This window comes from Pedobacter sp. Bi126 (assembly GCF_918698245.1).
Lineage (GTDB): Bacteria > Bacteroidota > Bacteroidia > Sphingobacteriales > Sphingobacteriaceae > Pedobacter.
Map to the genome: position 1 here is coordinate 722,450 of NZ_CAKKMS010000001.1, position 22,818 is coordinate 745,267.

Consider the following 22,818-nt stretch of genomic DNA (forward strand, 5'->3'; position numbering starts at 1 on the left):
TGTTAATTTATCAAATTTTTTTTTGAACTAATACCTTTAAGAAATGGTTAAGAACCCCATGCCTTCAACCTTAATTCTCCCAGTACTGATTATTATTATAAACCAAAGTTACTTTTCCGGTAAGTTCGGCACCCAATAATGGACTGTTTGCCGATTTTGAATGGTTATTTGCAGCATTGTATAACCATTTTTCTGCCGTATTAAAAATGGTAAAGTTGGCTTCAATACCTTCTTCGATTACCGGAACAGTTAAATTTAATAATTTACGTGGATTAATGGCCAATTTCTCTGCAATTAAAGCGATATCCAATCCAGCCTTTAATAATAGTGGCAACACGGTTTGTAAAGCGATGATGCCGTAGTGCGCAATTTCGAACTCTACATTTTTAAATTCGATTTCTTCGGGACGGTGCTGAGAAGTAATGGCATCAATGGTTCCGTCTTTTAAGCCAGCAATTAGCGCCTTTACATCTGCTTTTCCACGCAATGGTGGCTTAACCTTATAGTTGCTGTCAAAATCGCTTAAAAGGTCTTCTGTAAACACCAGGTGATGTGCGGTTACATCGCACGAAACCTGAACGCCATCTTTTTTTGCTTTACGAATCAAAGCCACAGCCCCGGCAGTTGAAATATTGCTAATGTGAATTTTGGTTTCATTATAAGATGCCAGAAAAATATCGCGGGCAATATGCATTTCTTCAGCCAATGCGGGTAAACCTTTCATGCCCAACAGCACAGAATTTTTGCTCTCGTTAATCTGCGATTTGCCAGCTATGGATTTATTTTCGGGATAAACCATTAATAGGGCATCGAAACCTTTTGCATATTGTAATGCACGGCTCATAAAACCATCGTCTTGTAAGGCTTTATCGCCATCTGAAAAAGCTACCGCACCTGCCTGCTGCATATCGAACAGTTCGGCAAGCTCTTTTGCCTCACGGTTCTGACTTATCGCACCAACTGGCAACACATCAACCAAATTGTTTTTAGCCCTATTGATAATGTATTCTACCTGAGATTTTGACTGCACAACCGGACTGGTTTGCGGCAATAAAGCTAAGCCTGTAAAACCTCCAGCTTTTGCCGTTGCTGTTAATGTTTGAATATCTTCCTTGGTTTCGAAACCCGGATCGCCAGCTACACAGTTTAGATCGAAAAAACCCGGCGTTAAGAAAGCACCCTGAGCATCAAAAACAGTTTCGTTTTTATCGGCAGTTAATTTACCTATGTTTTTAATTTTGCCATTTTCTACCCGGACATCGCATTGTTGATTATTGAATTTACTTTGCGGATCGGCAATGGCTACATTTTTAACCAGGAGATTCATATTGTTTTTTTTGTGTTGTTAAAAAATCGGATGAGCAAAATTTCTGCTGCAATAAAAATCAGCGACAAAATTAGACAAAGTTTCCATAAAGTCTGCCCGATTTTATTAGTGCCGGCAATTAATTTAACGGCATCTTTATCGGTATCGAATATTTTCATATTGCCTTTGTCAGCCAACTGATTGAGTGCTGTTTTGTCTAAATAATGCATATCAGATTCTGTTCTGCCATTGTTGAAACTATAAACAGCAAGTAGCGAATCTGCAAGTTTCAGGTTATAAAAGCCTGCATTTTTTATCTGATCGGCAATGTAAATCAGCGTTTTCCCATTTGCCTGACGGATTTCAGGAATTGCCTCAAAACCATCAGCAGTAATTTTTAAGCTTTGGTTTTTACCTAGCGTAATCTTTTTACCCGCCAAGGCATTATCATTACCGAGGTTGTAATATAAAGGCGTTTCATTCCCTCCACTCAATGCCAAACGATAAATCAGCGGCACGAACACCGGATGATGGGCTAAATTCCCGTCACTTGTATTAAGCCCTGAAGCAGATAAATACACCTGCCCGTTACCTACGCCATACTTAGAGAAAAAAGGTTTTCTGCCAGGCAATAACATAATATCTTCTTTATTAGAGGTATTTTTCTCTACGAAAGAATAATAACGGGAAGCTGTTGGAAGATCTAGATTTTTGGGAATTTCCTCAAAAACAGTCTTGAAAATGGGGTTTTGCAGATCAATCTGGTCAACCTTAGAGGCGGTAGTATTTAACGTTTGAATGGCAGGAAGCGACAATCCGCTTAAAAATGAGTTATAAGTTTGAATATTGGCATCTAAATCAGGAAAAAGCACCACCGTACCACCTGCATTCAGGTAGGTTTTTAGTTGTTGTGCCAATCCTGTTGATGGATTTTTCAAACCGTTCAGCACAATCAGGCCGTAACTGGCAAAATTGCTATAATTCACATTGCTTTCGGCATTCTCGGTGAGTTGATAATAACGATCGGCAGCAAACAGTGCTTTAATGTAATTGCCCGTATTGGCTCCATTAATACTCAGAACAGGAAAACTTTCGTCTACCTTAAAGCTAAAGGAAAGTGTATCATCAAAGGTTACCGGAAAATCTTTAATAGTGATTATACCTTTTTGCCATCCTGCGTTCAGTCCAGAGAAATTCAGGGTATCTTTAACCGTTTTACCTGCAGGAATGGTTACGGCACCCAATCCCTTTTGTTGGTTGTTGATGCTAAGTTTTAGAGGAATGTTCTTTGCTTCCTCCTCTGAGTAATTTTTCAACTGTACAACCAAACGCTCATTTGCTCCCGGCTGATGATTTGGCGAAAGTGCCCAAACGCTATCTATGGCAACATTCGGAAGCGTATTGGCATTCAGTTTCAAAAATGAATATTGAATATCTGCTTTTGTATCGAGTTTATTGGTGGTGGAGATATTTTTTTGAAAATCGGAAATCAGAAAGCTATACTTATTTGCGGAACCCGTTAAAACATTCCCCTGCCGGTTGAGTATCTGTTGGAGATTACGGTTTGCTGCCGAGATTTTAACATCATCCAATGCTTTTAAAAACGCTTCCTCGTTTAACAATCGTTGGTGTTTTCCTTCAAAATTATTGGTCAACAGTTGAAAACGATCGTTCATTCCAAAACCTTTTACCAGTTCTTTTGCCCTCCGCTTGGCTTCATCAAGCAGGTTACCATCTTTATTAATGGCTTCCATGCTGTAAGAATTATCGATATAAATGCTCACTACATTGTTTAAAGCAGTAGTTTTTTGATTGTTCGCCGGAATATAAGGCTGGGCAAATGCCAGCACCAAAAAGATGATTGCCAAAATCCGCGACAACAGAATAAGCAGGTTTTTAAGTTTTTCTTTGGAAGAATTTTGTTGTTCTACTTCTTTTAAAAGCTGAACATTAGAAAAATAAACCTTCTTAAACTTCCTGAAATTGAATAAATGAATGATAACCGGGATGGCAACCGATATTAGTGCGAAAAGAAAGCCCGGATAAAGGAAATTCATTAAAAACCAAAGATAGAAAAATTATGGAAAGTGGCGAATTACTATTGTAATAAAGTCGTTTTAATAACTGAAACCCGGAAATTCGATATTTACAATTTTCCAGCCACCGTTATGCAATGCGAAATACAGTTTAAAAGGTCCGCTTACAATTTTCGACTGTTTTTGAACAACATCTCTATAACCTGCAACGCCTTCAACAAAGCCCATACCCTTATCATCGTTCAAAAGCTCGAAATTAACATCGATAATATCGTATCTGCCACCAACATATTCATCAGACCGACCGAAAACACCTTTTAACCGACCAATAATAACATCCTTACCAATAACTTTATTACCTGGGAGAATAAAAAAATCATTCAGTTCGTTTGTAATGGCCTTCGATTGTTTAAACCAGGCGTTTATAAATCTAATGGCACTATTTACGATATCAGCCTGATGGTTAAATGTGGGATTGTTCTGCATTGTATCTTTCAAAAAATTAATCGACCGGCCATGGCCAGTCGATTAAAAACTTGGCAAAGTTAACTATTCTTTAGCCTTTCTCTAATTTCGGTGAGAGAATAATCAATCAATAACTTTCCATCTCTGAAAACTTCTTTCAATTCGCCCTTTGCTTCTTCTTCCCAGCTGCATTGATCTTTCAGCTCGTATTCGCCTTCTGCATTTTTAAAAATCTGCAATAAACCCTTTGCTGATTTCTTGGTTCCATCATCAGTAATTGGATCTTTAAATATTTCACGACCAATGCCGTCTACTTCTCCATAAGTGGCTTTCATCGCAAAACCAAAAGTATCGCGTGTATTATATTGATAGGTGAATGAACCGATGCCAAAAACAACATTGGTAGAGGCAAAACCTTTAGCTTTTAGCCGCTCACAGATTTGTGTAGCCCTTTCGGTAGTAATGCTATCTCCATAAATAGCACCAATCTGTGGTACCAGTTCTTTAAACCCTTTGTTGTTGGTTCTTCCACCGAAAACATCCCAAAGCAGCTCGATTACACCCTTTTTCTCATTTTCGTTTTTGCCATTTGGATTTCCGCAGATAATATCAACCGGATCTCCCGAATCTGGCCTAATTACCACTTTACCTGGGCGGGCGATAATATCTTCTTTTAAAACAGGTAGGTATTCGGTCAGCACTTTCCATAAATCCCAGGTATCAGAAACGATAGATACAATTCCTTTCGGGTAAACTTCTAAAATCAAACGTTTAAAGGTTTCGAGTTCTCCAGTATTGGTCCCCATGCACATTACGGAGTGTTCTGTAGCAGCTACTGACCCACCGATTAACTCTTTATCTGAATCTGCATTGTAATATTCTTCTAAGAAATCGATGGCTGGAATGGTATCTGTTCCTGTAAAACTTAATAAATGCCCGGCTGCCGAAGTTACCGCAGCTTCTATTCCACCCATACCCCGCATAGAAAAATCGTGCCCCTGCCAATCTACAAATTCTGAAACTGAAGAGGTTTCTGCGGCATACTGATCCAAAATGGTGCGGTATTGTTTAGCTATGGTAGCAGAATTGCATGGCAACCACACCACGGCTGATAGTAAGGTTTCGAAATAATTGGTCAACCAGAAAAATTCAGGCTTTGTATTGTACATGGTAAACATGGGTACACGCAAAGGCACTTCAGCACCTTCTGGTAGTGATTTAAAAACCATTGGAATATAACCCAGATCGTGTAAATCAGCTATATGCTGTATGCCTACCAAATTTTCTCCCAGGTAATTATTGATCCTGCGCGCGTATTTCTTTAAAATTTCTTCTTTTGGCTGTTTAAAGAAATTCTGGTTAAAATCTTCAATGATGTATTTTTTGATAAAATACTGCAAGCCAAAAAGCACCACATGATTTACGTTTTCTAGCCTGCTTTTTCTTGGCGTCCAGTTAGAATAAACCAATGTAGTATTTTCTGGGTATTGCCTGCGGTGATCTACTTTGTATCCGTCGGTTAATAATAATGGGTTCATCGTTTTTATATTTATAGTTAAGTGTTATTTCTTCCTTTTTCGTTTGGATACAGGCTTTGCAAAGTATCGCTTTGCCAAAAATCTTTGGTTTCGATATTCAAACAGGTTAATTTTCCGGTAAATGCAGCACCTGTATCGATATTCCAAACATTACAGCCTTGCATGGGTACATCAATATTGTAGTAAAGCGTTGGGGTGTGGCCAATATAAATTTCATTGTAGAGTAATAAACGTTTCGGGTAAATTGCTGAATCTTTTTTAATTCTGTTATCCATAGTTAGGGCCATTTCCCAAAGTGTTCTATCCCATGAATAATTGGAAGAATAACGTTCTTTTTCGGGGCCGTGCATGGAAGAAAAACCGGCGTGGATAAAGAGGTTGTTATGCTCATCCACGTAGTAATCTTTCATGCGTTCAAAGAAATTTAGATGCTTTTGCCTTACTTGATCAGCTATATTTTTATAACTTTCGATGGTTAATTTACCACCGTGAACAAACCAAACATCGTCTACAATACCTTTTTCTAACCAATCGATACACCAGGCATCGTGATTTCCTTTGATAAAAACACATTGCTGGTTTTCTTCCAATTGCATCAGGTAATTGATTACCTGTGCCGATTCACTCCATCCATCCACATAGTCGCCAAGAAAAATCAGTTTGTCATCTTTTGTTACTTCTGCACGCTCGAATAGCTGAACTAAACCTTTTAATCCCCCGTGTATATCACCTATTACTAATGTTCTGCCCATATTAAAACGTTATATATTCAGCTGGCACAACATCTGTAAGCCACACATTGTTAGCTGATAAATAAAATTTATAGCCTGCCCTGTGCATCTCTCCACTATTAATGGTAAGGATAATCGGCTTTCCTCTCCTGCCACCTACTTTATTGGCCGTTTCTCTATCGGCACTTAAATGCACATGCTGTCTGCTCATCTTTTGCAATCCCTGCGATTTAATATCCAACAGGAACTTTTCAACTGTACCATGATAGAGATATTCTAGTGGTTCTGCTTCATCAAGGTTTAGCTCTATTGAAATGGAATGCCCCTGGCTTGCCCTTATTTTAGTTTTATCATCATTGAAAGCAAACCTCTTTTTGTCGTTGTTTTCAACGATGAATTCGAGCTTTTCAAAATCTATTCTCTTATCATAGAGGTCGAATTTGGCAATCAGTTCATTTACATCTGCCCAACCGTTTTCGTCAAGTTCTAAGCCTATGGTTTCTGGCGAATGTCTTAAAATATAGCTGAGTAGTTTACTTATGCCTTTTGTTATTTTATTGTCCATGACTTCAATGTTATTACCCTAATTTCTCTTTGTAGAGCTGATAATTTTCATCGTCGAAACAAACGAAGATTACCTTCTCTATCTTTTCTTTTTCAGCAAAATTATTTACCGTGGCAATGGCAATATCTGCTGCTTTATCTTTAGGGAAGTGATAAATCCCTGTGCTGATGTTGGGAAATGCTATAATCTTAACATCATTTTCAACCGCTAAGGTTAAACTGTTACGGTAGCAATCTGCAAGCAAAACATTTTTTTCTTCACTATCACCATTCCATACAGGTCCAACCGTATGGATCACATATTTTGCTGGTAAATTCCCTGCCGTGGTAATTACCGCATTTCCGGTTTTGCAATTCCCTTGTTTATTCCTGATGGCTACGCAAGCTTCTAAAATGGCTTTACCACCTTTTCTATGAATGGCACCATCTACCCCTCCGCCACCAAGCAAAGAACTGTTTGCTGCATTAACGATTGCATCGGCTTTAACTTCTGTTATATCGGCTTTGATTAGTTCTAAAATCATTTTTCAAATTCGTTACTTAATGATTGGTCTTAACATTAAGATCGGGTAGCTCATCCCTAACTTCCATCAATGCAAAACCTAATAGGTTTAAACCTTTCCAATTTCTGGGAATGATCGCATTTGAATTATCTTCTGGCAAACCAATCCCCCAAATTGCATCAACCGGACTGGCTTCAACCAAGATTTTACTTTTGGTTTGTAGAAGGAAAGATTTCAAATCTTCATTTTGAGAAAACTTAAGCAAGTTTCCCTGTTTTACAATTTCATATTTATGAGCATCCCACTTTGTTGTATCAAAGTTTCTGATCTGTCGCCCTAGGTCTTTTACATCTTTGGGAGATTTTTTCGCTAATATTTTTTCGAAAACCTGTTGATCATTAAACAATAAAGCCTTTTTTGCCATCATATAATGTTCAGCTGTTTGATAGATGATGTCATTTTCAATAAAAGGAGATGGCCACCATTGGCTTAAACAAGCTTTAGAAAGCGTTCCATTTTTCGGAGCCTGATGTCCCCAAAAAAATAGAAATTCATTACTTTCTTTTATATCTGCAACATTATATTTCTGCTTTTTCATAAACACCGCATTCATTTTTTCGCAGAGTTCTTCAATTTCATTATTTTTAACAATTGTATTAAGCCATTTTTCAGGAATAGATTCAAAACCATAAATTAAACCTGCCAAACCACCTGTAATTGCCCCAGTTGTATCAGTATCATCACCAAGATTAACTGCTTTTAGAACGGCATCCTCATAAGTTTCGGTACTGAGGATACACCATAAGCTAGCTTCGAGACTGTGCAACACATAACCAGAAGAATAAATCTCGCTCTCCGGAACCGTAGAGATATCATTTATCAAAACCCTTTTAAATAATTCAATTTCCTTTTGTTCAAAATCATTATCAGCGATAAATTTTTTGAGTTTAATCTGCATTTTAAGATACGCTTCACTTTTATCCTTTTCCTTTAAAAGCTCCAAGCCATAAACGATATGGATAAAGCAAGCAAAAACCGACCGAAAGTGCGCATGGGTAATGGATGAAACTTCTTTTACCAGCTGAAAAACATGCTGCAAGTCGTTTTTATCTTGAAGATAAAATAACAGAGGTAGAATTCTCATTAAAGATCCATTTCCATTATCCATTTCTGATGCTCCACCACATAAAACCGGATCAGCACCATGTTTTATCATTTTAATGGCTTCAGCTGTTGCTATACCGATGTCGAAAACCTTTCCATGAGGGGTCCAAATCTCGGCATTAAACCATTGAAGAAATTTCTGAGCAATATTATCTAAATTATAGCCGCTACACAGGCTTTCGGCTAAACAAAACGTAAGAGAGCTATCATCACTCCATGTACCTGACGGCTGATTATGAACACCATACGCCTGCATATCCTTTACCGGAAATCTTTTCAAAAAATCCCTTTTCTTAAATTCTACGGGCACTCCCAGTGCATCGCCAACCACCAGGCCGAATATTGAACTATGGATAACTGTGGTTTTCATTTGTTTTAGATTTTAAATTGCAATAAACTATCGTTTATTTAAAATATCAGCCAGTTTTATCTGTGTTACCCCTTCATGATCAACTTCCTTGATCGAATCGGTAGTAAAGATCTGTTCGAAATATTTGCCCAACTCGTCAAAACCTTTGCTAAATATGCCATGACTAATCGCTAAATAAAGTTTTCCAGCATTTTTAGCCTTTAGTGCTTCTGCCAAGCCAATAAATGTACCACCACCGTCACAGATATCATCCACAATTAAACAATCAGCACCAGCTAAATCTTCGGCATATACTTTAAATCCTGAAAGTTTACCTGTTTTTACATCCCGGCTTTTTGAACACTCCACCACTTCTGCACCACCTAAAAACTCAGATACTTTATAAATTTTCTTTAAAGCTCCACCGTCAGGGGATATGAGTTTTACATCAGTTCCAATGTTTGCAATTACCTGTTTTATAAATTCGTGATTGGAAACTGTCACACAGTTGTTGAGCAAGGCTGGTGTTACTTCGCTATGCGGATCAAAAACGGTAACACTTGCCAATGCCATGGTATTAATGATATCGGCATAAACTTTCACCGATAAAGGCTCACCAGGAATCATTACCCGATCTTGCCTTGCAGCAGGAAAATATGGTATAAAAAGTTCGATTTCTTTTACACCCATTCTTCTCAAGGCATCAACCGTAATACAGATCATACCTAAATCATTGAAGGAATTTATTCTTTGCGTAATGGTAACCGGAGCAGCAACATCAAAATTGGTCGAAATTTTAATGTGTGGTTCGCCACCCGCAAATAAGAAAGATTTGTATTCGATTAAGTTATTTTCGCCTAGCGGAGTAAAACTTGGATTAAGATTCAACATATATTTGCGTATTATTTACACAAATATAAAAATCATTTTTAGAATGCAAAGGATAATTTGTGTTTATTTTACGCAAACCTAATATCAAATTGGAAATTTTCTTTCAAAAGCTGGTTATATTTTGCCTTATCGAAGGTAAAAAGTTTGCCTGGCCTGCCGCTAGCACCAATTTTAACCACTTTATCGGTTTCTGTAACAATTCCAAAACTTAGAATTTTTTTTCTGAAGTTTCGTCGGTCTATGTCTCTTTCTAAAATGGAGCAGTACAGATTTTCAAGATCAGAAAAGAGGAATTCCTGATCTAACAGATCAAAACCGATCGGCTGGTAAGTGAGTTTGCTTTTTAAACGCTGATGTGCGAGATTAACCATTTCATTATGATCGTAGCCCAATTGCGGAATCCCGGTTACAGGAAACCATTTCGCATCCTTAGCATCGGTATCGGCTTTTAATACAAAATTTTTAGGATTAACCAGGGCAAAATAAGCAACAGAAATTACCCTGAAGCGTTCGTCGCGATTGACATCATCACCAAAAGTACCCAGTTGCTCGAGGTAATTTACGTTTATACCAGCCTCTTCTTTAAGTTCTCGCTCAACTGCCATAAGCAAAGGCTCGTCGTTTAAAATAAATCCACCTGGCAAAACCCATTTATCGGCCAGTTTACCAAATCGCTGCTGAACAGCCAACACATAAAGTGTTCCCTTTTCGTAGCCAAAAACAATGGCATCAACAGCAATTTTAATATTTTGATCGATCATCCTTTAATTTGTGTTAAAACAACACAAAGTTAATCGTTTTTAACCAAGAAGATCGATACTCTCGATTAAATTCTACCTGAACTTCTTCATCGCAGCCCAAAGTTTTTCGTCCATACCATAAACGTCAGGTCTATATTCAATCTTATCATTTTGCGACCAGGCAGTAATGTAGGTAATAATTAATGGGACATTTTTCTTTGGGGCAAACCAAGCTGGTTTTAATTGAAATGCTTTGGTTGTATCGGCCTTTTGTGCCATACGTTTTTTATACCATTTTACATGTGTACTATCTATCGGTGGCAAATCTACTTCTGCCCTAAGCTTATCATAAGTGTAAGAATCTTTAACCAAGAGTTCGGCAAATTCTAATGGCTTTTCAATGCGTACACAGCCATGACTTATAGCTCGGTTGGTGAGGTTAAACCCGTTCTTGTTGTTGGTATCGTGCAGATAAATACTCGAGCTATTATCGAAGATGAATTTAAACTTTCCTAAAGCGTTTCCACCGCCAGATCCCTGTTTAAATTTAAAGGGTAATTTATCACGCGAATACCTATTCCAATTGATGGTATCAGGCTCACCAATTAGCTTGTCTTTATAGTAAACTTTAATGTTGCTGTTCGATAAATAATATGGATCTTTTCTGGCCATCCAATAGATCTCACTTTGGGCAATGCTGACCGGAATATTCCAGATCGGATTGGCCTGAATGGAATTGATTTTACTGAACAATAAAGGTGTCTCATGGTTCTTCGGTTTATCATCCAGGTTGCCCGATTTCGCAAAGGCTTTTAACTTCTCTTCATAACCGTTTTCACGCCTCCCGCCAACGCAAACTTTCATTGTAATTACGGTATCTTGTTTATCCAGCCAGGTTAATCTAAAATCAGGGATATTTACCTGCACATAATTATCCCCAGTCTCTGGCATTTTCCAACGGAAGCGCTCCATATTTAGCAGTAAAATCCGTTTCTCATCGTAAGCATCTGTATTTAAATATGCAGCCTGTAAAGCTTTATATTGAGCAGATTTTGGCTGAACAGATCTGAGTGTATCAAAAAGGCTCACACCATTCAAAAGATTGATCATCCCAGCGCTGTCCGGACGTTTAACTTTAATGTAGTAGCGCGAAAATATATTGCGGGGATTTACCACCCCAAATTTTAAATAGTTTGTATAATTTAAATAGGCATTGGCCGATAGCAATTCTAGTTTCGCTATAACCGGATAACTTTCTTCTACCTTTTTAAACTTGTTTGCTGTTAATTCATCTAATAAGCTTTTAATCTCATCCCCTTTAAAAATCTTCGGATTGAAGCCATGAACCCTACTTTCGTTTAAATAGCTTACCAGCGAATCTAAGTTTCCATTAATATAAAATCGGGTAACGAGCACAGGCTGGCGATGATTATCGGCATAATAACCTTTAATTGTTTTCGGATTTACAAATTTGTCTGAAAGACTATCCAAAGTCTTTACAAAAATGCTATCATAAGCTACAGTATCGAAATCTTTATAAATTTTATTCTTAAAATGTTCAGATAACACCTTACCAATCTCTGGAGGGCTCTTAAACCATCCACAGGCAGAAACAAACAAAATAAGGGGGAAAATTAGAAAGCGAAACTTTTTCAACACGTAAAATTTTAGTACAAAATAAGGGTTATTGGCAATAAAAACAGCATAATGGCAAATTAAGTGCCATTATTTTTTGTTTTACCATTTCAAACGCTATATTTGCCAGCGCTTATCAGCTAAAGCATTGATACTGGCAGAAATAATTTATGAATTTAACTTTGAACCATCACTTACATTTACACCATCGCCGATAGGCGATATGATATGTTTGTTTTGTACTTCAAAACTTTTTTCCGTAAAATAATTTCTTGTTCACTCTATATTCAATACTTTGAAAACACTTAAAATCGCTATCCAGAAGTCGGGTAGGTTAAACGAAAAATCTGTAGAAATACTCAAAAACTGTGGTTTATCTTTCGAAAACTACAAAAGCTCACTCATCTCAACCGTTACCAATTTTCCTTTAGAAATTCTTTTCCTCCGGGATGATGATATTCCTGAATATGTACAGGATGGCATTGCCGATTTGGGTATAGTTGGAGAAAATGTAATTGTAGAAACCAAAGCCGAAGTAGACTATCTTCAAAAATTAGGCTTCGGAAAATGCACCTTAAAAATCGCCGTTCAGGCCACCAGTAATATCCAAAAACTGGAAGAGTTAAATGGCAAAGCAATTGCTACCTCTTACCCGGTAATCCTCGAAAAATTCTTACAGAAAAAAGGCATAAAATCTGATATCAGAACCATCTCAGGATCGGTAGAAATTGGTCCGGGTTTAGGCTTAAGTGATGCTATTTTTGATATCGTATCAACAGGTGGAACACTAAAAAGCAACGGACTAAAACCTTTCGCTGATGTGATGCAATCTGAAGCCGTTTTAATCGGAAATAAATCAATAGCTGATAATCCTGAAGTTGCAGAATTGCTTCAACGTATCCGCTCTGTACTTAGCGCAAAATCTAACAAATACGTGGTACTAAATGTATCAAAAGATAACCTTCAAAAAGTAGTCGATTTACTTCCCGGTGTTAAAAGCCCAACAGTAGTTCCACTCTTCGAACCGAACTGGGTAGCCGTTCACTCTGTAATTGCCGAAGAAGATTTCTGGGATAAAATAAACAGTTTAAAAGCAGCAGGTGCTGAAGGTATTTTGGTAATGCCAATCGAGAAAATAATCAAGTAAAATCGTTTAAATTCATATTAACTATTAGTTAATTTAAAATTATAAAACATTGAAAATCTACAATTATACAGATTTATCTAAATCAAAAATTGAAGAACTTTGTTCGAGGCAGATTGAAGACGATAAACTGGTTGAAGAACGGGTAGCCGACATCATTAGCACCGTAAAAAAAGATGGCGACCAAGCACTTTTTAACTTTGCAAAAGCATTTGATAAAGTTGATTTAGAGAAGCTGTTTTTGGGTACTGACGAATTAAAAGCGATTGCATCTACCATTCCCGCAGAAGCAAAAAAAGCGATTGATACAGCTTACCAAAACATCAAAACATTTCACCAGTCGCAGTTAAAAACTGAAGATAAAATCGAAACGATGCCAGGTGTTGTGTGCTGGCGCGAATCGAGGGCAATTGAAAAAGTGGGACTTTATATCCCAGGAGGAACAGCCGTTTTACCGAGTACTTTTTTAATGCTTGCCACTCCTGCGATCATCGCAGGTTGCAAAGAAATTGTAGTGTGTTCTCCTCCGCAAAGTGATGGCAAAACCAATTGTTATCTGGCCTACTGTGCGGTGCTGCTGGGCATCGAAAAAATATTCCTGATTGGGGGCGCACAAGCTGTTGCAGCAATGGCTTTCGGAACGGAAAGCGTACCACAGGTATATAAGATTTATGGTCCTGGTAACCGTTATGTAACTACAGCAAAAACAATGGTTCAAAACAAAGTCGCCATTGATATGCCTGCAGGACCATCAGAGGTATTGGTTATTGCTGATGAGACTGCCAATCCGTCATTTATTGCTGCAGATCTACTCGCGCAGGCGGAACACGGAACTGATAGTCAAGCCATTTTAGTGGCTACTTCAAATCAGATCATTGCTGATACGTTAAAAGAAATTGAAAATCAGCTTAATATCCTCCCACGAAAGGAGATAGCGGCTAAAGCGATAGCCAATTCTTATGCAATTTTTGCTAAAAACCTGGATGAGGCAATGCAATTTTCAAATGAATATGCACCAGAGCACCTAATATTGGCTACCGAACATTTCCAAAGCCTTATTCCATCGATTATCAACGCTGGATCGGTGTTTTTAGGCAACTTTACACCAGAAAGTGTTGGCGATTATGCCTCTGGAACGAATCATACTTTACCAACCAGTGGTTTTGCTAAGGCTTATTCGGGCGTATCAACTGATGCTTTTCTGAAAAAGATCACTTTTCAGCATTTATCGGCTGATGGATTAAATAACATTGGCAATACGGTTGAAATCCTTGCAGAAGCCGAGGGATTACATGCGCATAAGAACGCAGTAAGTATTAGATTGAACTTTGAGTCCGAGGTCGGAAGTCCAAAGTCCGAAGATGAAACGGCATAAAATAAAACTAAGGGAAAAACAATCAGTGTAATCACTTAATCTGTGCAATCAAACCGCAGGAAACCAACAAACCATTAAAATGGACATTAACGATTTAGTAAGAGAAAATATAAAAAACCTTCGCCCCTACTCTACCGCTAGGGATGAATTTAAAGGTCAGGCATCAGTTTTTTTAGATGCAAATGAAAACAGTTATGGTTCGCCACTTCCGGCAAATTACAACCGTTATCCTGATCCATTGCAGCTTGATCTGAAAGATGCAATCAGTAAAATAAAAGGTGTGCCAATCGAGAATACTTTTTTAGGTAACGGCAGCGATGAAGCGATAGATTTATTGTTCCGTGCTTTTTGTAATCCTGGAAAAGACAACGTAATTGTGCTGCCACCAACCTATGGAATGTACGAGGTTTCGGCCAACATAAACGATGTAGAAATACGCAAAGTTAGCCTACTTCCGAACTTCCAATTGGATATGGAAAAGATCGCAGAAACGATCGATAAAAACACAAAATTAATCTTCATTTGTTCGCCAAATAATCCGACTGGAAATTCGATAAATCGCGAAGATATTGAAACAATTTTAGCCAATTTTAATGGCATCGTTGTAGTTGATGAAGCGTACATTAATTACGCCCGTCAGAAGACCTTTATTCAGGAGCTAACCGAATACGGAAACCTGGTGGTTCTACAAACTTTTTCGAAAGCTTGGGGGCTTGCCGCTTTACGTTTAGGCATGGCTTTTTCTTCGACAAAAGTGATCGATGTTTTAAACAAAATTAAGCCACCTTATAACATCAATCAGGCTACGCAGGACTTAGCTTTTGAAGCACTAAAAAACATCGCCCAGGTGAACGATTGGATTAAAGAATCTGTGGCAGAAAGAGACCGTTTAAGCAAGGCGTTAAATGCATTAAATATTGTTAAAAAAGTCTATCCTTCTGATGCTAATTTTATCCTGACGGAAGTTACCGATGCCTTAAAAATTTACGATACTTTGGTTGATCAGGGTATCATTGTACGCGACCGTTCTAAAGTAACTTTGTGCGAAGGATGTTTAAGGATTACAGTAGGTACAAAAGAAGAAAACGACAAACTATTAACTGTTCTAGAAAATTTTTAAGATGAAAAAAGTATTGTTTATAGACCGTGATGGGACATTAAATATTGAGCCTGATGACGAACAGGTAGATAGTTTTGCAAAGCTTAAATTTTATCCACGCTCATTATATTATTTATCTAAAATTGCTGCCGAACTGGATTACGAGTTGGTGATGGTTACCAATCAGGATGGCTTGGGAACGCCTTCAAATTCTGAAGAAAATTTCTGGCCGATCCACAATTTTATGTTGGATACTTTTGAAGGCGAAGGCGTTCATTTTAGCGAGGTTGTAATTGATAGAACTTTTGCGAAAGACAATGCACCTACCCGCAAACCTGGTACTGCTTTATTAACCAAATATTTTAGCGAAGATTACGATCTGAAAAATTCTTTCGTGATCGGAGACCGATTAAATGATGTGGTTTTAGCCAAAAATTTGGGTGCTAAGGCGATATTTCTTCGCCAGAATGATGCATTGGGGTCGACTGAAGCACTTGACAAACACGAAACTTTGTTGGATGTGATTATTCTGGAAACCAAGAAATGGGAAGATATCTATAACTTGCTTAAAGCAGGAAGCAGAAAAATTCACCATGAGCGCAAAACCAACGAAACTGACATTACCATTAACCTTGACCTTGACGGAACAGGAAAAGCCAAAATCGAAACAGGCTTGAACTTCTTCGATCATATGCTTGATCAGATTGCCCGACATGGAAGTGTAGATTTAGAGGTAATTGCTAAAGGCGATTTACATATTGATGAGCACCACACCATAGAAGATACCGGAATTGCCCTTGGAGAAGCCTTTGCCAAAGGATTAGGCAATAAACTAGGCATTGAAAGGTATGGTTTTTGCTTACCAATGGACGATTGCCTGGCACAGGTAGCCATCGATTTTGGGGGAAGAAACTGGATTGTTTGGGATGCTGAGTTTAAACGCGAAAAAGTTGGCGATATGCCAACGGAGATGTTTTACCATTTCTTTAAATCGTTCAGTGATGCTGCAAAATGCAATTTAAACGTTAAAGCAGAAGGTGATAACGAGCACCATAAAATTGAAGCTATTTTTAAAGCATTTGCCAAAGCCATTAAAATGGCAATTAAACGTGATGCAGAGAAAATGGTATTGCCGAGTACTAAGGGGCTATTGTAAGAACGGTGAAAGGCTGAAAGGTTTAAGGCGGAGGGTTTTGACGGCCATCCGCTGTTAATAAACCCGATAGAGCGGAATAGCCCGCATCCCGATTCTTCATCGGGAGCGGACTATAAGCGATAGCGGGACTACAGCCTCCATGAAAAACTGACTTTCATTTTCAAAACAAGAAAAAAAATATAATGCAAATTGTATGAACGATAAAAATTCGAAGTCCCCTTCAGGGGATTTAGGGGTTGGAATAGTAAATTACGGAGCAGGCAACATCTTCTCCCTTACCGCAGCTTTAGATCGCTTAAATGTGGCTTACGGCATGGTAAACACCGAAAACGACCTTGAAAAATATAGCCACATCATCATTCCTGGTGTTGGCCATGCGGGTGCCGCCATGGAAAAATTAAAGGGAACGGGCTTGGTTGAAGCCATTAAAAAACTAACAAAACCTGTGCTTGGCATCTGTGTGGGCATGCAGCTCATAACAGAACATTCGGAAGAGGGCGATGCAGCGCTTTTAAATATCGTTCCCGTTAAAACCAAAAAATTTGATAAGTCGCTGAATATCAAAATACCACACATGGGATGGAATGCGGTTAGTCCGAAAAACAATTCGCTATTTGAAGGTGTTGAAGATAATACACAATTTTACTTTGTGCATTCGTACTTTATTGAATATAACCCTACTTTTGACATCGCATCTGCTGATTATGGTTTAAAGTTTTCGGCAGCAGTGCAAAAAGATAATTTTTACGGCGTTCAATTTCACCCCGAAAAATCGGGAAAAGCCGGCGAACTAGTATTAAAAAATTTTTCAAACTTAAGCTTATAAAATGTACATAATACCTGCTATTGATATTTTGGATGGAAAAGTTGTCCGTCTTCGTGAAGGCGATTACAACCAAAAAACGGAATATGACGTTTCTATCCCCGAAATGATAGAAAAATACCGTTCAAATGGTACAGATTTCATCCATATTATTGATTTAAATGGAGCCAAAGGCGATTTTGGCAATCAAAAAGCACTTTTCGAGATCATCAAAAAAACCGAAATGAAAGTGCAGTACGGTGGTGGCATCAGGACCATTGAGCAGGTGACCAATTTGCTTGATGCCGGCATCCATCGTGTAATTGTAGGTACACAGGCCATTACCAATCCTGATTTTTTACCTCAACTAAGTGAAGCTTTTGCTAAAAAAGACGATTACGCTAACCGCATAGTAATTGCAATCGACGTTTTGGATGAGGTAATTAAATATTCTGGCTGGATGGAAAGCTCGCCGATTAAACTGATGGATTACGTTGACAAATGTCTTTCACTGGGCTTTTTCCGTTTCTTATGTACCGATATCAGCAAAGATGGGAAATTAGGTGGCGCAGCAATCGATTTATACCAAAAACTGCTTGAACACTCGCCTATGATCAAACTGATTGCTTCAGGTGGTGTAAGTTCGATGCAGGATATTTATGATCTGGCTAAATATCCAATTAGAAGTGTAGTGGTTGGAAAAGCGATCTACGAAGACCGCATTACCATCGAAGAAATTAAAGAGTGGAATTTGAAAGCGTTGAGCTCAATTTAAAATACTTGGAATCTAAAACATTATTTTTCGTTGGATTAATCATACTCATAGCCGGAATTGCAATGTTTATATGGGGAGTTCATATGTTTGCATACAGAGGTGACTTCACGGAATTAATGTCCGTTACAGGTGAATATTCCTTATTATTATGCATCCCGACTTTTCTAATTGGAATTGTTTTAACGATAATAGGTTTAGTAAAAAGATAAATTTTATAATACTCGTCATTGCGAGGTACGAAGCAATCTTCATGCTTTAGCTATCGTTGTAGGATTGCTTCGTACCTCGCAATGACGAAACCCCAAACAAATGTTAAGTAAAAGAATAATTCCTTGTTTAGACGTTAAAGACGGTCGGACGGTAAAAGGTGTAAACTTTGTTGATTTACGTGATGCGGGTGACCCTGTTGAACTGGCCGCTCAATACGCACAACAAGGTGCCGATGAATTGGTTTTCCTTGATATTACGGCTACTCACGAGCGTCGTAAAACGATGATTGAAATGGTTAAATCAGTTGCTCGTCAATTAAATATTCCTTTTACCATTGGTGGTGGAATAACAGAAATTGCGGATGCGGAAGCGTTATTAAATGCAGGGGCAGATAAAATCAGCATCAATTCTGCAGCTGTCCGAAATCCAAAGCTAATTGAAGATCTGGCTAAAACCTTTGGAGTGCAGTTTGTGGTTTTGGCAGTCGACACCAAATATGTAAACGGTAAAAATATGGTCCACTTAAATGGAGGGAGACTAATTACCGAACTGGAAACCGAAAACTGGATTAAACAGGCAGAAGATTTAGGTGCAGGAGAGATTTTGTTAACTTCGATGGACCACGATGGCACCAAAGCAGGTTTTGATTGCGGGTTGCTCAGTAAAGTAAACCAAATGATCAATATCCCGATTATAGCATCAGGCGGAGCGGGTAGTATGGCGCATTTTACCGAGGTTTTTCAAAAGGCCAATGTTGATGCCGCACTGGCAGCTTCGGTATTTCATTATGGCGAAATTTTAATCCCTGATCTAAAACAAGAATTAAAAAGAAATCGTATTCCAGTAAGGATCTAATTGCGATCAATGATGAATTTGTACAATTTAACATATTCAGAAATTTTAGATGCATTAAATAAAATGGATGCTGTATGTGAGATTGTAGTAGAAAAAGAAGCTTTTATTCCTGAAGCAAACCTTATCCTTTGCAGATTTAAAGGAGAAAGATTTAACCTAAAATACGATTTAAATTATGGCCCAGATATAGAAGCAATAGGAAATATTAACAAATCTGACTTAGAAATAATACTGCAGTTAATTTTACAACATCATCACTCTGCAAATAACAATACAATTAAATGACAATCGATATATCAACCCTTGATTGGGATAAAACAGCTGGCTTACTTCCAGTAATCATTCAGGATTATAAAACTTTAGAGGTTTTAATGCTGGGTTATATGAATGCTGAAGCACTCGAGAAAACGCAGGCCGAAGGCAAGGTAACTTTCTTTTCGCGCTCAAAAAACCGCCTTTGGACAAAAGGTGAAACCAGCAATAACTTTTTGTTTGTTAAAGAACTTTTTGTAGACTGTGATAACGACACCATTCTAATCAAAGCGGATGCCGTTGGCCCAACCTGCCATACCGGTAGCCGTAGCTGTTTTAAAACAGATTTTAACCAAAACTTTATTTTCGAACTCGAAAACATCATTAATGATCGATATGAAAACCCGGTTGAGGGTTCTTACATCAACAAAATGCGTAGCAAGGGATTAAATAAGATTGCTCAAAAAGTTGGTGAAGAAGGTGTAGAAACGGTAATCGCAGCACTTGCCGAATCGGAAGAAGAACTCATTGGAGAAGCATCGGATCTTGTTTTTCACCTATTGTTTTTATTGAAAGAAAAAGGTTTATCGATTCAGGATATAGCGAAGAATTTAGAGAAAAGACATCAATAAGGTTTGAGGTAAAAGGCGTAAGGTTTAAGGTGCTATATGCCTAACCCTACACACTAAACCCTAAACCATAAAACTCAAGAAATGCTCAAACACCTACAAACCCTTCCCGGACACCAAAACCCTGTTTATGCGCTCGCCAATTCGGATGAGGATGGTATATTTTTTAGTGCAGGAAACGATAAGGGCGTTGTAGAATGGTCGTTAAATACGATGGCTTTTGTAAAGGTTAAAATGCCGGTACAGAGCTCGGTATATTGTTTACACTATTACAATCAACAACTATTTATCGGTGAACGCAGTGGTGCGTTTAGCGTTTATGATTTTAATGATCAGAAAGTAATTGCAAGGATCAATGCACATACCAAACCCATTTTCAATATACAAACGGTAAAAGGCAAAAATGAGCTTTTAACTACGGGCGAGGACGGAACGGTTGCGGTTTGGTCGTTAGTAGAGTTTACAGAGATTTACCGTTTTCAGGTAGCTTACGATACGGTTAGGGCTATTGCAATTGCACCTAACGAAAGTGAAGTTGCCTTTGGTTGCAAGGATCACCTAATCAGGATTTATAACCTGGCTGATTATAGCCTCAAACAATCTCTGGAAGGGCATTCATTACCTGTTACCTCTTTGGCATATCATCCAACAGGTAAATACTTAATTTCGGGAAGCAGGGATGCGCAATTAAAAATATGGGATCTGCCAAATTATGAGCTTAGGGAAACGGTTCCGGCACATATGTTTACTGTTTACGATATTGCCTTTCACCCTAGCCTGCCTTATTTCGCTACGAGCAGTCAGGATAAAAGCATTAAACTCTGGGATACAGAGAACTTCAAATTATATAAAATTTTAAGCTTAGAGAAAGCAGGCATGGGCCATACCCATTCGATAAATAAAATTATATGGAGCCATGATGGTAAATACCTCATTTCTACAGGTGATGATCGGCAGGTGATGGTTTGGGAGATGGAATAATTTAAGATTTATTTTTGTTGAGTGTTATCGTCACACTGACCTGTAGCGCAGCTAAGCTATTTTTTATTCGTATAAAACGGATTGATATCTTGAAGTTGATTTCTCATTTTAAAATATACTTTTTTCCAGAAGGGCATTCTAGTCACAACAACATCTCCCATAATTTCATCGCTAAGACATAGCTCAAGATTCAGGTTTTTATTGTCAGCTAAATCTACCAACGAATTCAAACGCTTATAGCCAATGTAAGTTATAGTTAAAGTACAGTTCTTAGCATTAAAATCTGAAGGTAATTTAATTTCAAAATTTCCTTTTTGATCGGTAGAAGCAAAAGCCACCCGGTTGTTTACCATAACAGATACTGAAGGAAGTGGCTGCTTGTCATCTTTATCTACCACCCTGCCTTTTATTGTCTTTAAGGTATCGCCTAAAATTTCTGCTTTCTCTTCAAAAGGAGTGTTCTTGCGGTATCGATCTGTTTGATTAAAAGGTGTTTTGACTACTTTGGCGTCACTTAACTTCGGAACACTCAAAAAAGCCAGTAGAGATGCTGCAATCAGGTTTGGTTTAAATCTATTGAGTCGATAATTCTCTTTCACACTGATTAAACGATCGAGCTGCTCTGGCTTAAATTTACCGCAACTTTTGCCCTGATTCTCTGTAAACCAACTACGCAATTCGCGATCTGAGAAATTGGTAAAATCAACAACTGATTTTTGACACGAATTGCAGAATTTTCCCGTATTATTATCGATCATCTCGCTCCATTCCTCATGACAAGGATTGGAAATCTGGATCTTAAAATTTGTGCTCATAAAATTCAATTAACAAATTATCTAAAGATATTTATAACACCGCTCACAATTTGCCTGGTTACAGTTGTTTTTATCGAGATACCACCAAGTCTTCCAACCAATTGTTCGCTTAGCTTATCAACAACTATCTTGTTTGTAAAATCCATCTGCATTGCATGTTGTAAAATAATAGAGATCTCTTTTTCCTCTCCTAAAAGAAATAAACTCTTTTTAGTCTCAAATGCGTTTGAAGTAAAAATCAATTCGGCGATAGTCCTGTTTTTTGGTTTTTTAATTTTAATATAGAATGAGCCATCGGCGGCCGTTTCAGCATAAATATTTTGATCTTTTAATTCGATGTTTATATGATTTAAGCCAATTCCATCCTGATCATACACTCTTCCCATTATAAAGGTATATTCTCCTTTTACATCATCCAAAACTTGGCTTTGTTGGATTTTATATTCAGTTTCCAATGGCCTTACGTATTTCGCATAAGTGAATTTAGGAATACTTAAAAATGCAAAAATTGAAGCTGCGATTAAACTGGGTTTAAAAATTTTGAAAAATGTCGCGGTTTTGCCACCTATATAACGATCAAGCTGCTCTGGCTTAAATCTTCCACAACTCACCACTTGATTTTGGTTAAACCACTGTTTTAGCGCTGCATCAGTAAAATGAGTAAAATCTACAACCAATTTTTGACAGGAGCCACAAAATTTTCCATTTGTCTGCGGTTCCATCCCTTCCCACGCTGCATGGCAAGGATTTGAGATTTGAATTTTAAATTTAGATGGCATAAAAAATGTATCTTTTATATTATG

Annotated in this window: 23 protein-coding genes; 10 read left to right on the forward strand and 13 right to left on the reverse strand. The window is 37.9% G+C overall.

The genetic code is table 11. The annotated features are described in order from the left end of the window. Nucleotides 1-70: 70 nt before the first annotated feature. The 11 genes from LQ201_RS02620 to LQ201_RS02670 form a co-directional block, all read right to left on the reverse strand. Entirely contained in the window at nucleotides 71-1,327 is a 1,257-nt protein-coding gene (locus LQ201_RS02620; protein ID WP_230143704.1) for a dihydroorotase, read from the reverse strand. Continuing rightward, entirely contained in the window at nucleotides 1,324-3,363 is a 2,040-nt protein-coding gene (locus tag LQ201_RS02625) for a BatA domain-containing protein (protein ID WP_230143702.1), read from the reverse strand. The genes LQ201_RS02620 and LQ201_RS02625 overlap by 4 nt, the downstream gene beginning before the upstream one ends. A 60-nt stretch (nucleotides 3,364-3,423) precedes the next feature. After that, nucleotides 3,424-3,828: a hypothetical protein gene (locus LQ201_RS02630; protein ID WP_230143700.1), complete on the reverse strand. Its 405-nt coding sequence runs from the start codon at nucleotides 3,826-3,828 to the stop codon at nucleotides 3,424-3,426. A 59-nt stretch (nucleotides 3,829-3,887) separates the two neighbouring features. Beyond that, nucleotides 3,888-5,345 (reverse strand): nicotinate phosphoribosyltransferase, encoded by a 1,458-nt coding sequence (locus tag LQ201_RS02635; RefSeq protein WP_230143698.1) that lies wholly within the window; start codon nucleotides 5,343-5,345, stop codon nucleotides 3,888-3,890. Between the two features lie 17 nt (nucleotides 5,346-5,362). Then, the gene (locus tag LQ201_RS02640; RefSeq protein ID WP_230143696.1) at nucleotides 5,363-6,097 is read right to left on the reverse strand and encodes a metallophosphoesterase family protein; all 735 of its coding nucleotides are present in this window, start codon (nucleotides 6,095-6,097) and stop codon (nucleotides 5,363-5,365) included. Between the two features lies 1 nt (nucleotide 6,098). Beyond that, nucleotides 6,099-6,641 (reverse strand): RNA 2'-phosphotransferase, encoded by a 543-nt coding sequence (locus LQ201_RS02645; RefSeq protein ID WP_230143694.1) that lies wholly within the window; start codon nucleotides 6,639-6,641, stop codon nucleotides 6,099-6,101. Between the two features lie 13 nt (nucleotides 6,642-6,654). Continuing rightward, nucleotides 6,655-7,164 carry an O-acetyl-ADP-ribose deacetylase gene (locus tag LQ201_RS02650; RefSeq protein ID WP_230143692.1) on the reverse strand — a complete coding sequence of 170 codons (510 nt, stop codon included), beginning with the start codon at nucleotides 7,162-7,164 and terminating at the stop codon, nucleotides 6,655-6,657. 16 nt (nucleotides 7,165-7,180) lie between these two features. After that, a complete protein-coding gene (locus LQ201_RS02655; protein WP_230143690.1) occupies nucleotides 7,181-8,677 on the reverse strand; it encodes an ADP-ribosylglycohydrolase family protein in 1,497 nt (498 codons plus the stop codon). Between the two features lie 27 nt (nucleotides 8,678-8,704). Then, entirely contained in the window at nucleotides 8,705-9,547 is an 843-nt protein-coding gene (gene prs / locus LQ201_RS02660; protein ID WP_230143689.1) for a ribose-phosphate diphosphokinase, read from the reverse strand. A gap of 68 nt (nucleotides 9,548-9,615) precedes the next feature. Beyond that, entirely contained in the window at nucleotides 9,616-10,308 is a 693-nt protein-coding gene (locus LQ201_RS02665; protein WP_230143687.1) for an NUDIX domain-containing protein, read from the reverse strand. A 72-nt stretch (nucleotides 10,309-10,380) separates the two neighbouring features. Then, the gene (locus LQ201_RS02670; RefSeq protein WP_230146593.1) at nucleotides 10,381-11,943 is read right to left on the reverse strand and encodes a L,D-transpeptidase family protein; all 1,563 of its coding nucleotides are present in this window, start codon (nucleotides 11,941-11,943) and stop codon (nucleotides 10,381-10,383) included. Between the two features lie 274 nt (nucleotides 11,944-12,217). Between LQ201_RS02670 and hisG the strand changes: the two genes are divergently transcribed. The 10 genes from hisG to LQ201_RS02720 all read left to right on the forward strand — a co-directional run bounded on the left by hisG (nucleotide 12,218) and on the right by LQ201_RS02720 (nucleotide 21,200). Further along, a complete protein-coding gene (hisG, locus tag LQ201_RS02675) occupies nucleotides 12,218-13,069 on the forward strand; it encodes an ATP phosphoribosyltransferase (protein ID WP_230143683.1) in 852 nt (283 codons plus the stop codon). A 49-nt stretch (nucleotides 13,070-13,118) separates the two neighbouring features. Continuing rightward, nucleotides 13,119-14,441, forward strand: coding sequence for a histidinol dehydrogenase (gene hisD, locus LQ201_RS02680; RefSeq protein ID WP_230143681.1), 1,323 nt, complete (start codon nucleotides 13,119-13,121; stop codon nucleotides 14,439-14,441). Between the two features lie 79 nt (nucleotides 14,442-14,520). After that, complete coding sequence (gene hisC, locus LQ201_RS02685) at nucleotides 14,521-15,561, forward strand: histidinol-phosphate transaminase (RefSeq protein ID WP_108200683.1); 1,041 nt, start codon at nucleotides 14,521-14,523, stop codon at nucleotides 15,559-15,561. A 1-nt stretch (nucleotide 15,562) separates the two neighbouring features. Further along, nucleotides 15,563-16,696, forward strand: a complete 1,134-nt coding sequence (gene hisB / locus LQ201_RS02690; protein ID WP_230143679.1) for a bifunctional histidinol-phosphatase/imidazoleglycerol-phosphate dehydratase HisB — start codon at nucleotides 15,563-15,565, stop codon at nucleotides 16,694-16,696. A gap of 193 nt (nucleotides 16,697-16,889) precedes the next feature. Continuing rightward, the gene (gene hisH / locus LQ201_RS02695) at nucleotides 16,890-17,522 is read left to right on the forward strand and encodes an imidazole glycerol phosphate synthase subunit HisH (RefSeq protein ID WP_230143677.1); all 633 of its coding nucleotides are present in this window, start codon (nucleotides 16,890-16,892) and stop codon (nucleotides 17,520-17,522) included. Nucleotide 17,523: 1 nt separating this feature from the next. Further along, complete coding sequence (locus tag LQ201_RS02700; RefSeq protein WP_230143675.1) at nucleotides 17,524-18,273, forward strand: HisA/HisF-related TIM barrel protein; 750 nt, start codon at nucleotides 17,524-17,526, stop codon at nucleotides 18,271-18,273. Between the two features lie 309 nt (nucleotides 18,274-18,582). Continuing rightward, complete coding sequence (gene hisF, locus LQ201_RS02705; RefSeq protein WP_230143673.1) at nucleotides 18,583-19,338, forward strand: imidazole glycerol phosphate synthase subunit HisF; 756 nt, start codon at nucleotides 18,583-18,585, stop codon at nucleotides 19,336-19,338. 9 nt (nucleotides 19,339-19,347) lie between these two features. Then, complete coding sequence (locus LQ201_RS02710) at nucleotides 19,348-19,623, forward strand: hypothetical protein (protein ID WP_230143671.1); 276 nt, start codon at nucleotides 19,348-19,350, stop codon at nucleotides 19,621-19,623. Continuing rightward, nucleotides 19,620-20,222 (forward strand): bifunctional phosphoribosyl-AMP cyclohydrolase/phosphoribosyl-ATP diphosphatase HisIE, encoded by a 603-nt coding sequence (hisIE, locus tag LQ201_RS02715; RefSeq protein ID WP_230143669.1) that lies wholly within the window; start codon nucleotides 19,620-19,622, stop codon nucleotides 20,220-20,222. Before LQ201_RS02710 ends, hisIE begins: the two co-directional genes overlap by 4 nt. An 81-nt stretch (nucleotides 20,223-20,303) precedes the next feature. Further along, nucleotides 20,304-21,200, forward strand: coding sequence for a WD40 repeat domain-containing protein (locus LQ201_RS02720; RefSeq protein ID WP_230143667.1), 897 nt, complete (start codon nucleotides 20,304-20,306; stop codon nucleotides 21,198-21,200). 56 nt (nucleotides 21,201-21,256) lie between these two features. Here LQ201_RS02720 and LQ201_RS02725 read toward each other — a convergent pair whose 3' ends face one another. Continuing rightward, entirely contained in the window at nucleotides 21,257-22,015 is a 759-nt protein-coding gene (locus LQ201_RS02725; RefSeq protein ID WP_230143665.1) for a carboxypeptidase-like regulatory domain-containing protein, read from the reverse strand. 17 nt (nucleotides 22,016-22,032) lie between these two features. After that, complete coding sequence (locus LQ201_RS02730) at nucleotides 22,033-22,794, reverse strand: hypothetical protein (protein WP_230146594.1); 762 nt, start codon at nucleotides 22,792-22,794, stop codon at nucleotides 22,033-22,035. Nucleotides 22,795-22,818 lie beyond the last annotated feature (24 nt).

Bases quoted from the DNA above. Each gene is read 5' to 3' on its own strand.
- LQ201_RS02710 (WP_230143671.1), top strand. From the start codon at position 19,348: ATGATGAATTTGTACAATTTAACATATTCAGAAATTTTAGATGCATTA.
- LQ201_RS02725 (WP_230143665.1), bottom strand. From the start codon at position 22,015: ATGAGCACAAATTTTAAGATCCAGATTTCCAATCCTTGTCATGAGGAA.
- LQ201_RS02645 (WP_230143694.1), bottom strand. From the start codon at position 6,641: ATGGACAATAAAATAACAAAAGGCATAAGTAAACTACTCAGCTATATT.
- LQ201_RS02655 (WP_230143690.1), bottom strand. From the start codon at position 8,677: ATGAAAACCACAGTTATCCATAGTTCAATATTCGGCCTGGTGGTTGGC.
- hisIE (WP_230143669.1), top strand. From the start codon at position 19,620: ATGACAATCGATATATCAACCCTTGATTGGGATAAAACAGCTGGCTTA.
- LQ201_RS02730 (WP_230146594.1), bottom strand. From the start codon at position 22,794: ATGCCATCTAAATTTAAAATTCAAATCTCAAATCCTTGCCATGCAGCG.
- LQ201_RS02665 (WP_230143687.1), bottom strand. From the start codon at position 10,308: ATGATCGATCAAAATATTAAAATTGCTGTTGATGCCATTGTTTTTGGC.
- LQ201_RS02640 (WP_230143696.1), bottom strand. From the start codon at position 6,097: ATGGGCAGAACATTAGTAATAGGTGATATACACGGGGGATTAAAAGGT.
- hisF (WP_230143673.1), top strand. From the start codon at position 18,583: ATGTTAAGTAAAAGAATAATTCCTTGTTTAGACGTTAAAGACGGTCGG.
- hisB (WP_230143679.1), top strand. From the start codon at position 15,563: ATGAAAAAAGTATTGTTTATAGACCGTGATGGGACATTAAATATTGAG.
- LQ201_RS02700 (WP_230143675.1), top strand. From the start codon at position 17,524: ATGTACATAATACCTGCTATTGATATTTTGGATGGAAAAGTTGTCCGT.
- LQ201_RS02720 (WP_230143667.1), top strand. From the start codon at position 20,304: ATGCTCAAACACCTACAAACCCTTCCCGGACACCAAAACCCTGTTTAT.
- hisC (WP_108200683.1), top strand. From the start codon at position 14,521: ATGGACATTAACGATTTAGTAAGAGAAAATATAAAAAACCTTCGCCCC.
- LQ201_RS02650 (WP_230143692.1), bottom strand. From the start codon at position 7,164: ATGATTTTAGAACTAATCAAAGCCGATATAACAGAAGTTAAAGCCGAT.
- prs (WP_230143689.1), bottom strand. From the start codon at position 9,547: ATGTTGAATCTTAATCCAAGTTTTACTCCGCTAGGCGAAAATAACTTA.
- LQ201_RS02635 (WP_230143698.1), bottom strand. From the start codon at position 5,345: ATGAACCCATTATTATTAACCGACGGATACAAAGTAGATCACCGCAGG.
- hisH (WP_230143677.1), top strand. From the start codon at position 16,890: ATGAACGATAAAAATTCGAAGTCCCCTTCAGGGGATTTAGGGGTTGGA.
- LQ201_RS02630 (WP_230143700.1), bottom strand. From the start codon at position 3,828: ATGCAGAACAATCCCACATTTAACCATCAGGCTGATATCGTAAATAGT.
- LQ201_RS02620 (WP_230143704.1), bottom strand. From the start codon at position 1,327: ATGAATCTCCTGGTTAAAAATGTAGCCATTGCCGATCCGCAAAGTAAA.
- LQ201_RS02625 (WP_230143702.1), bottom strand. From the start codon at position 3,363: ATGAATTTCCTTTATCCGGGCTTTCTTTTCGCACTAATATCGGTTGCC.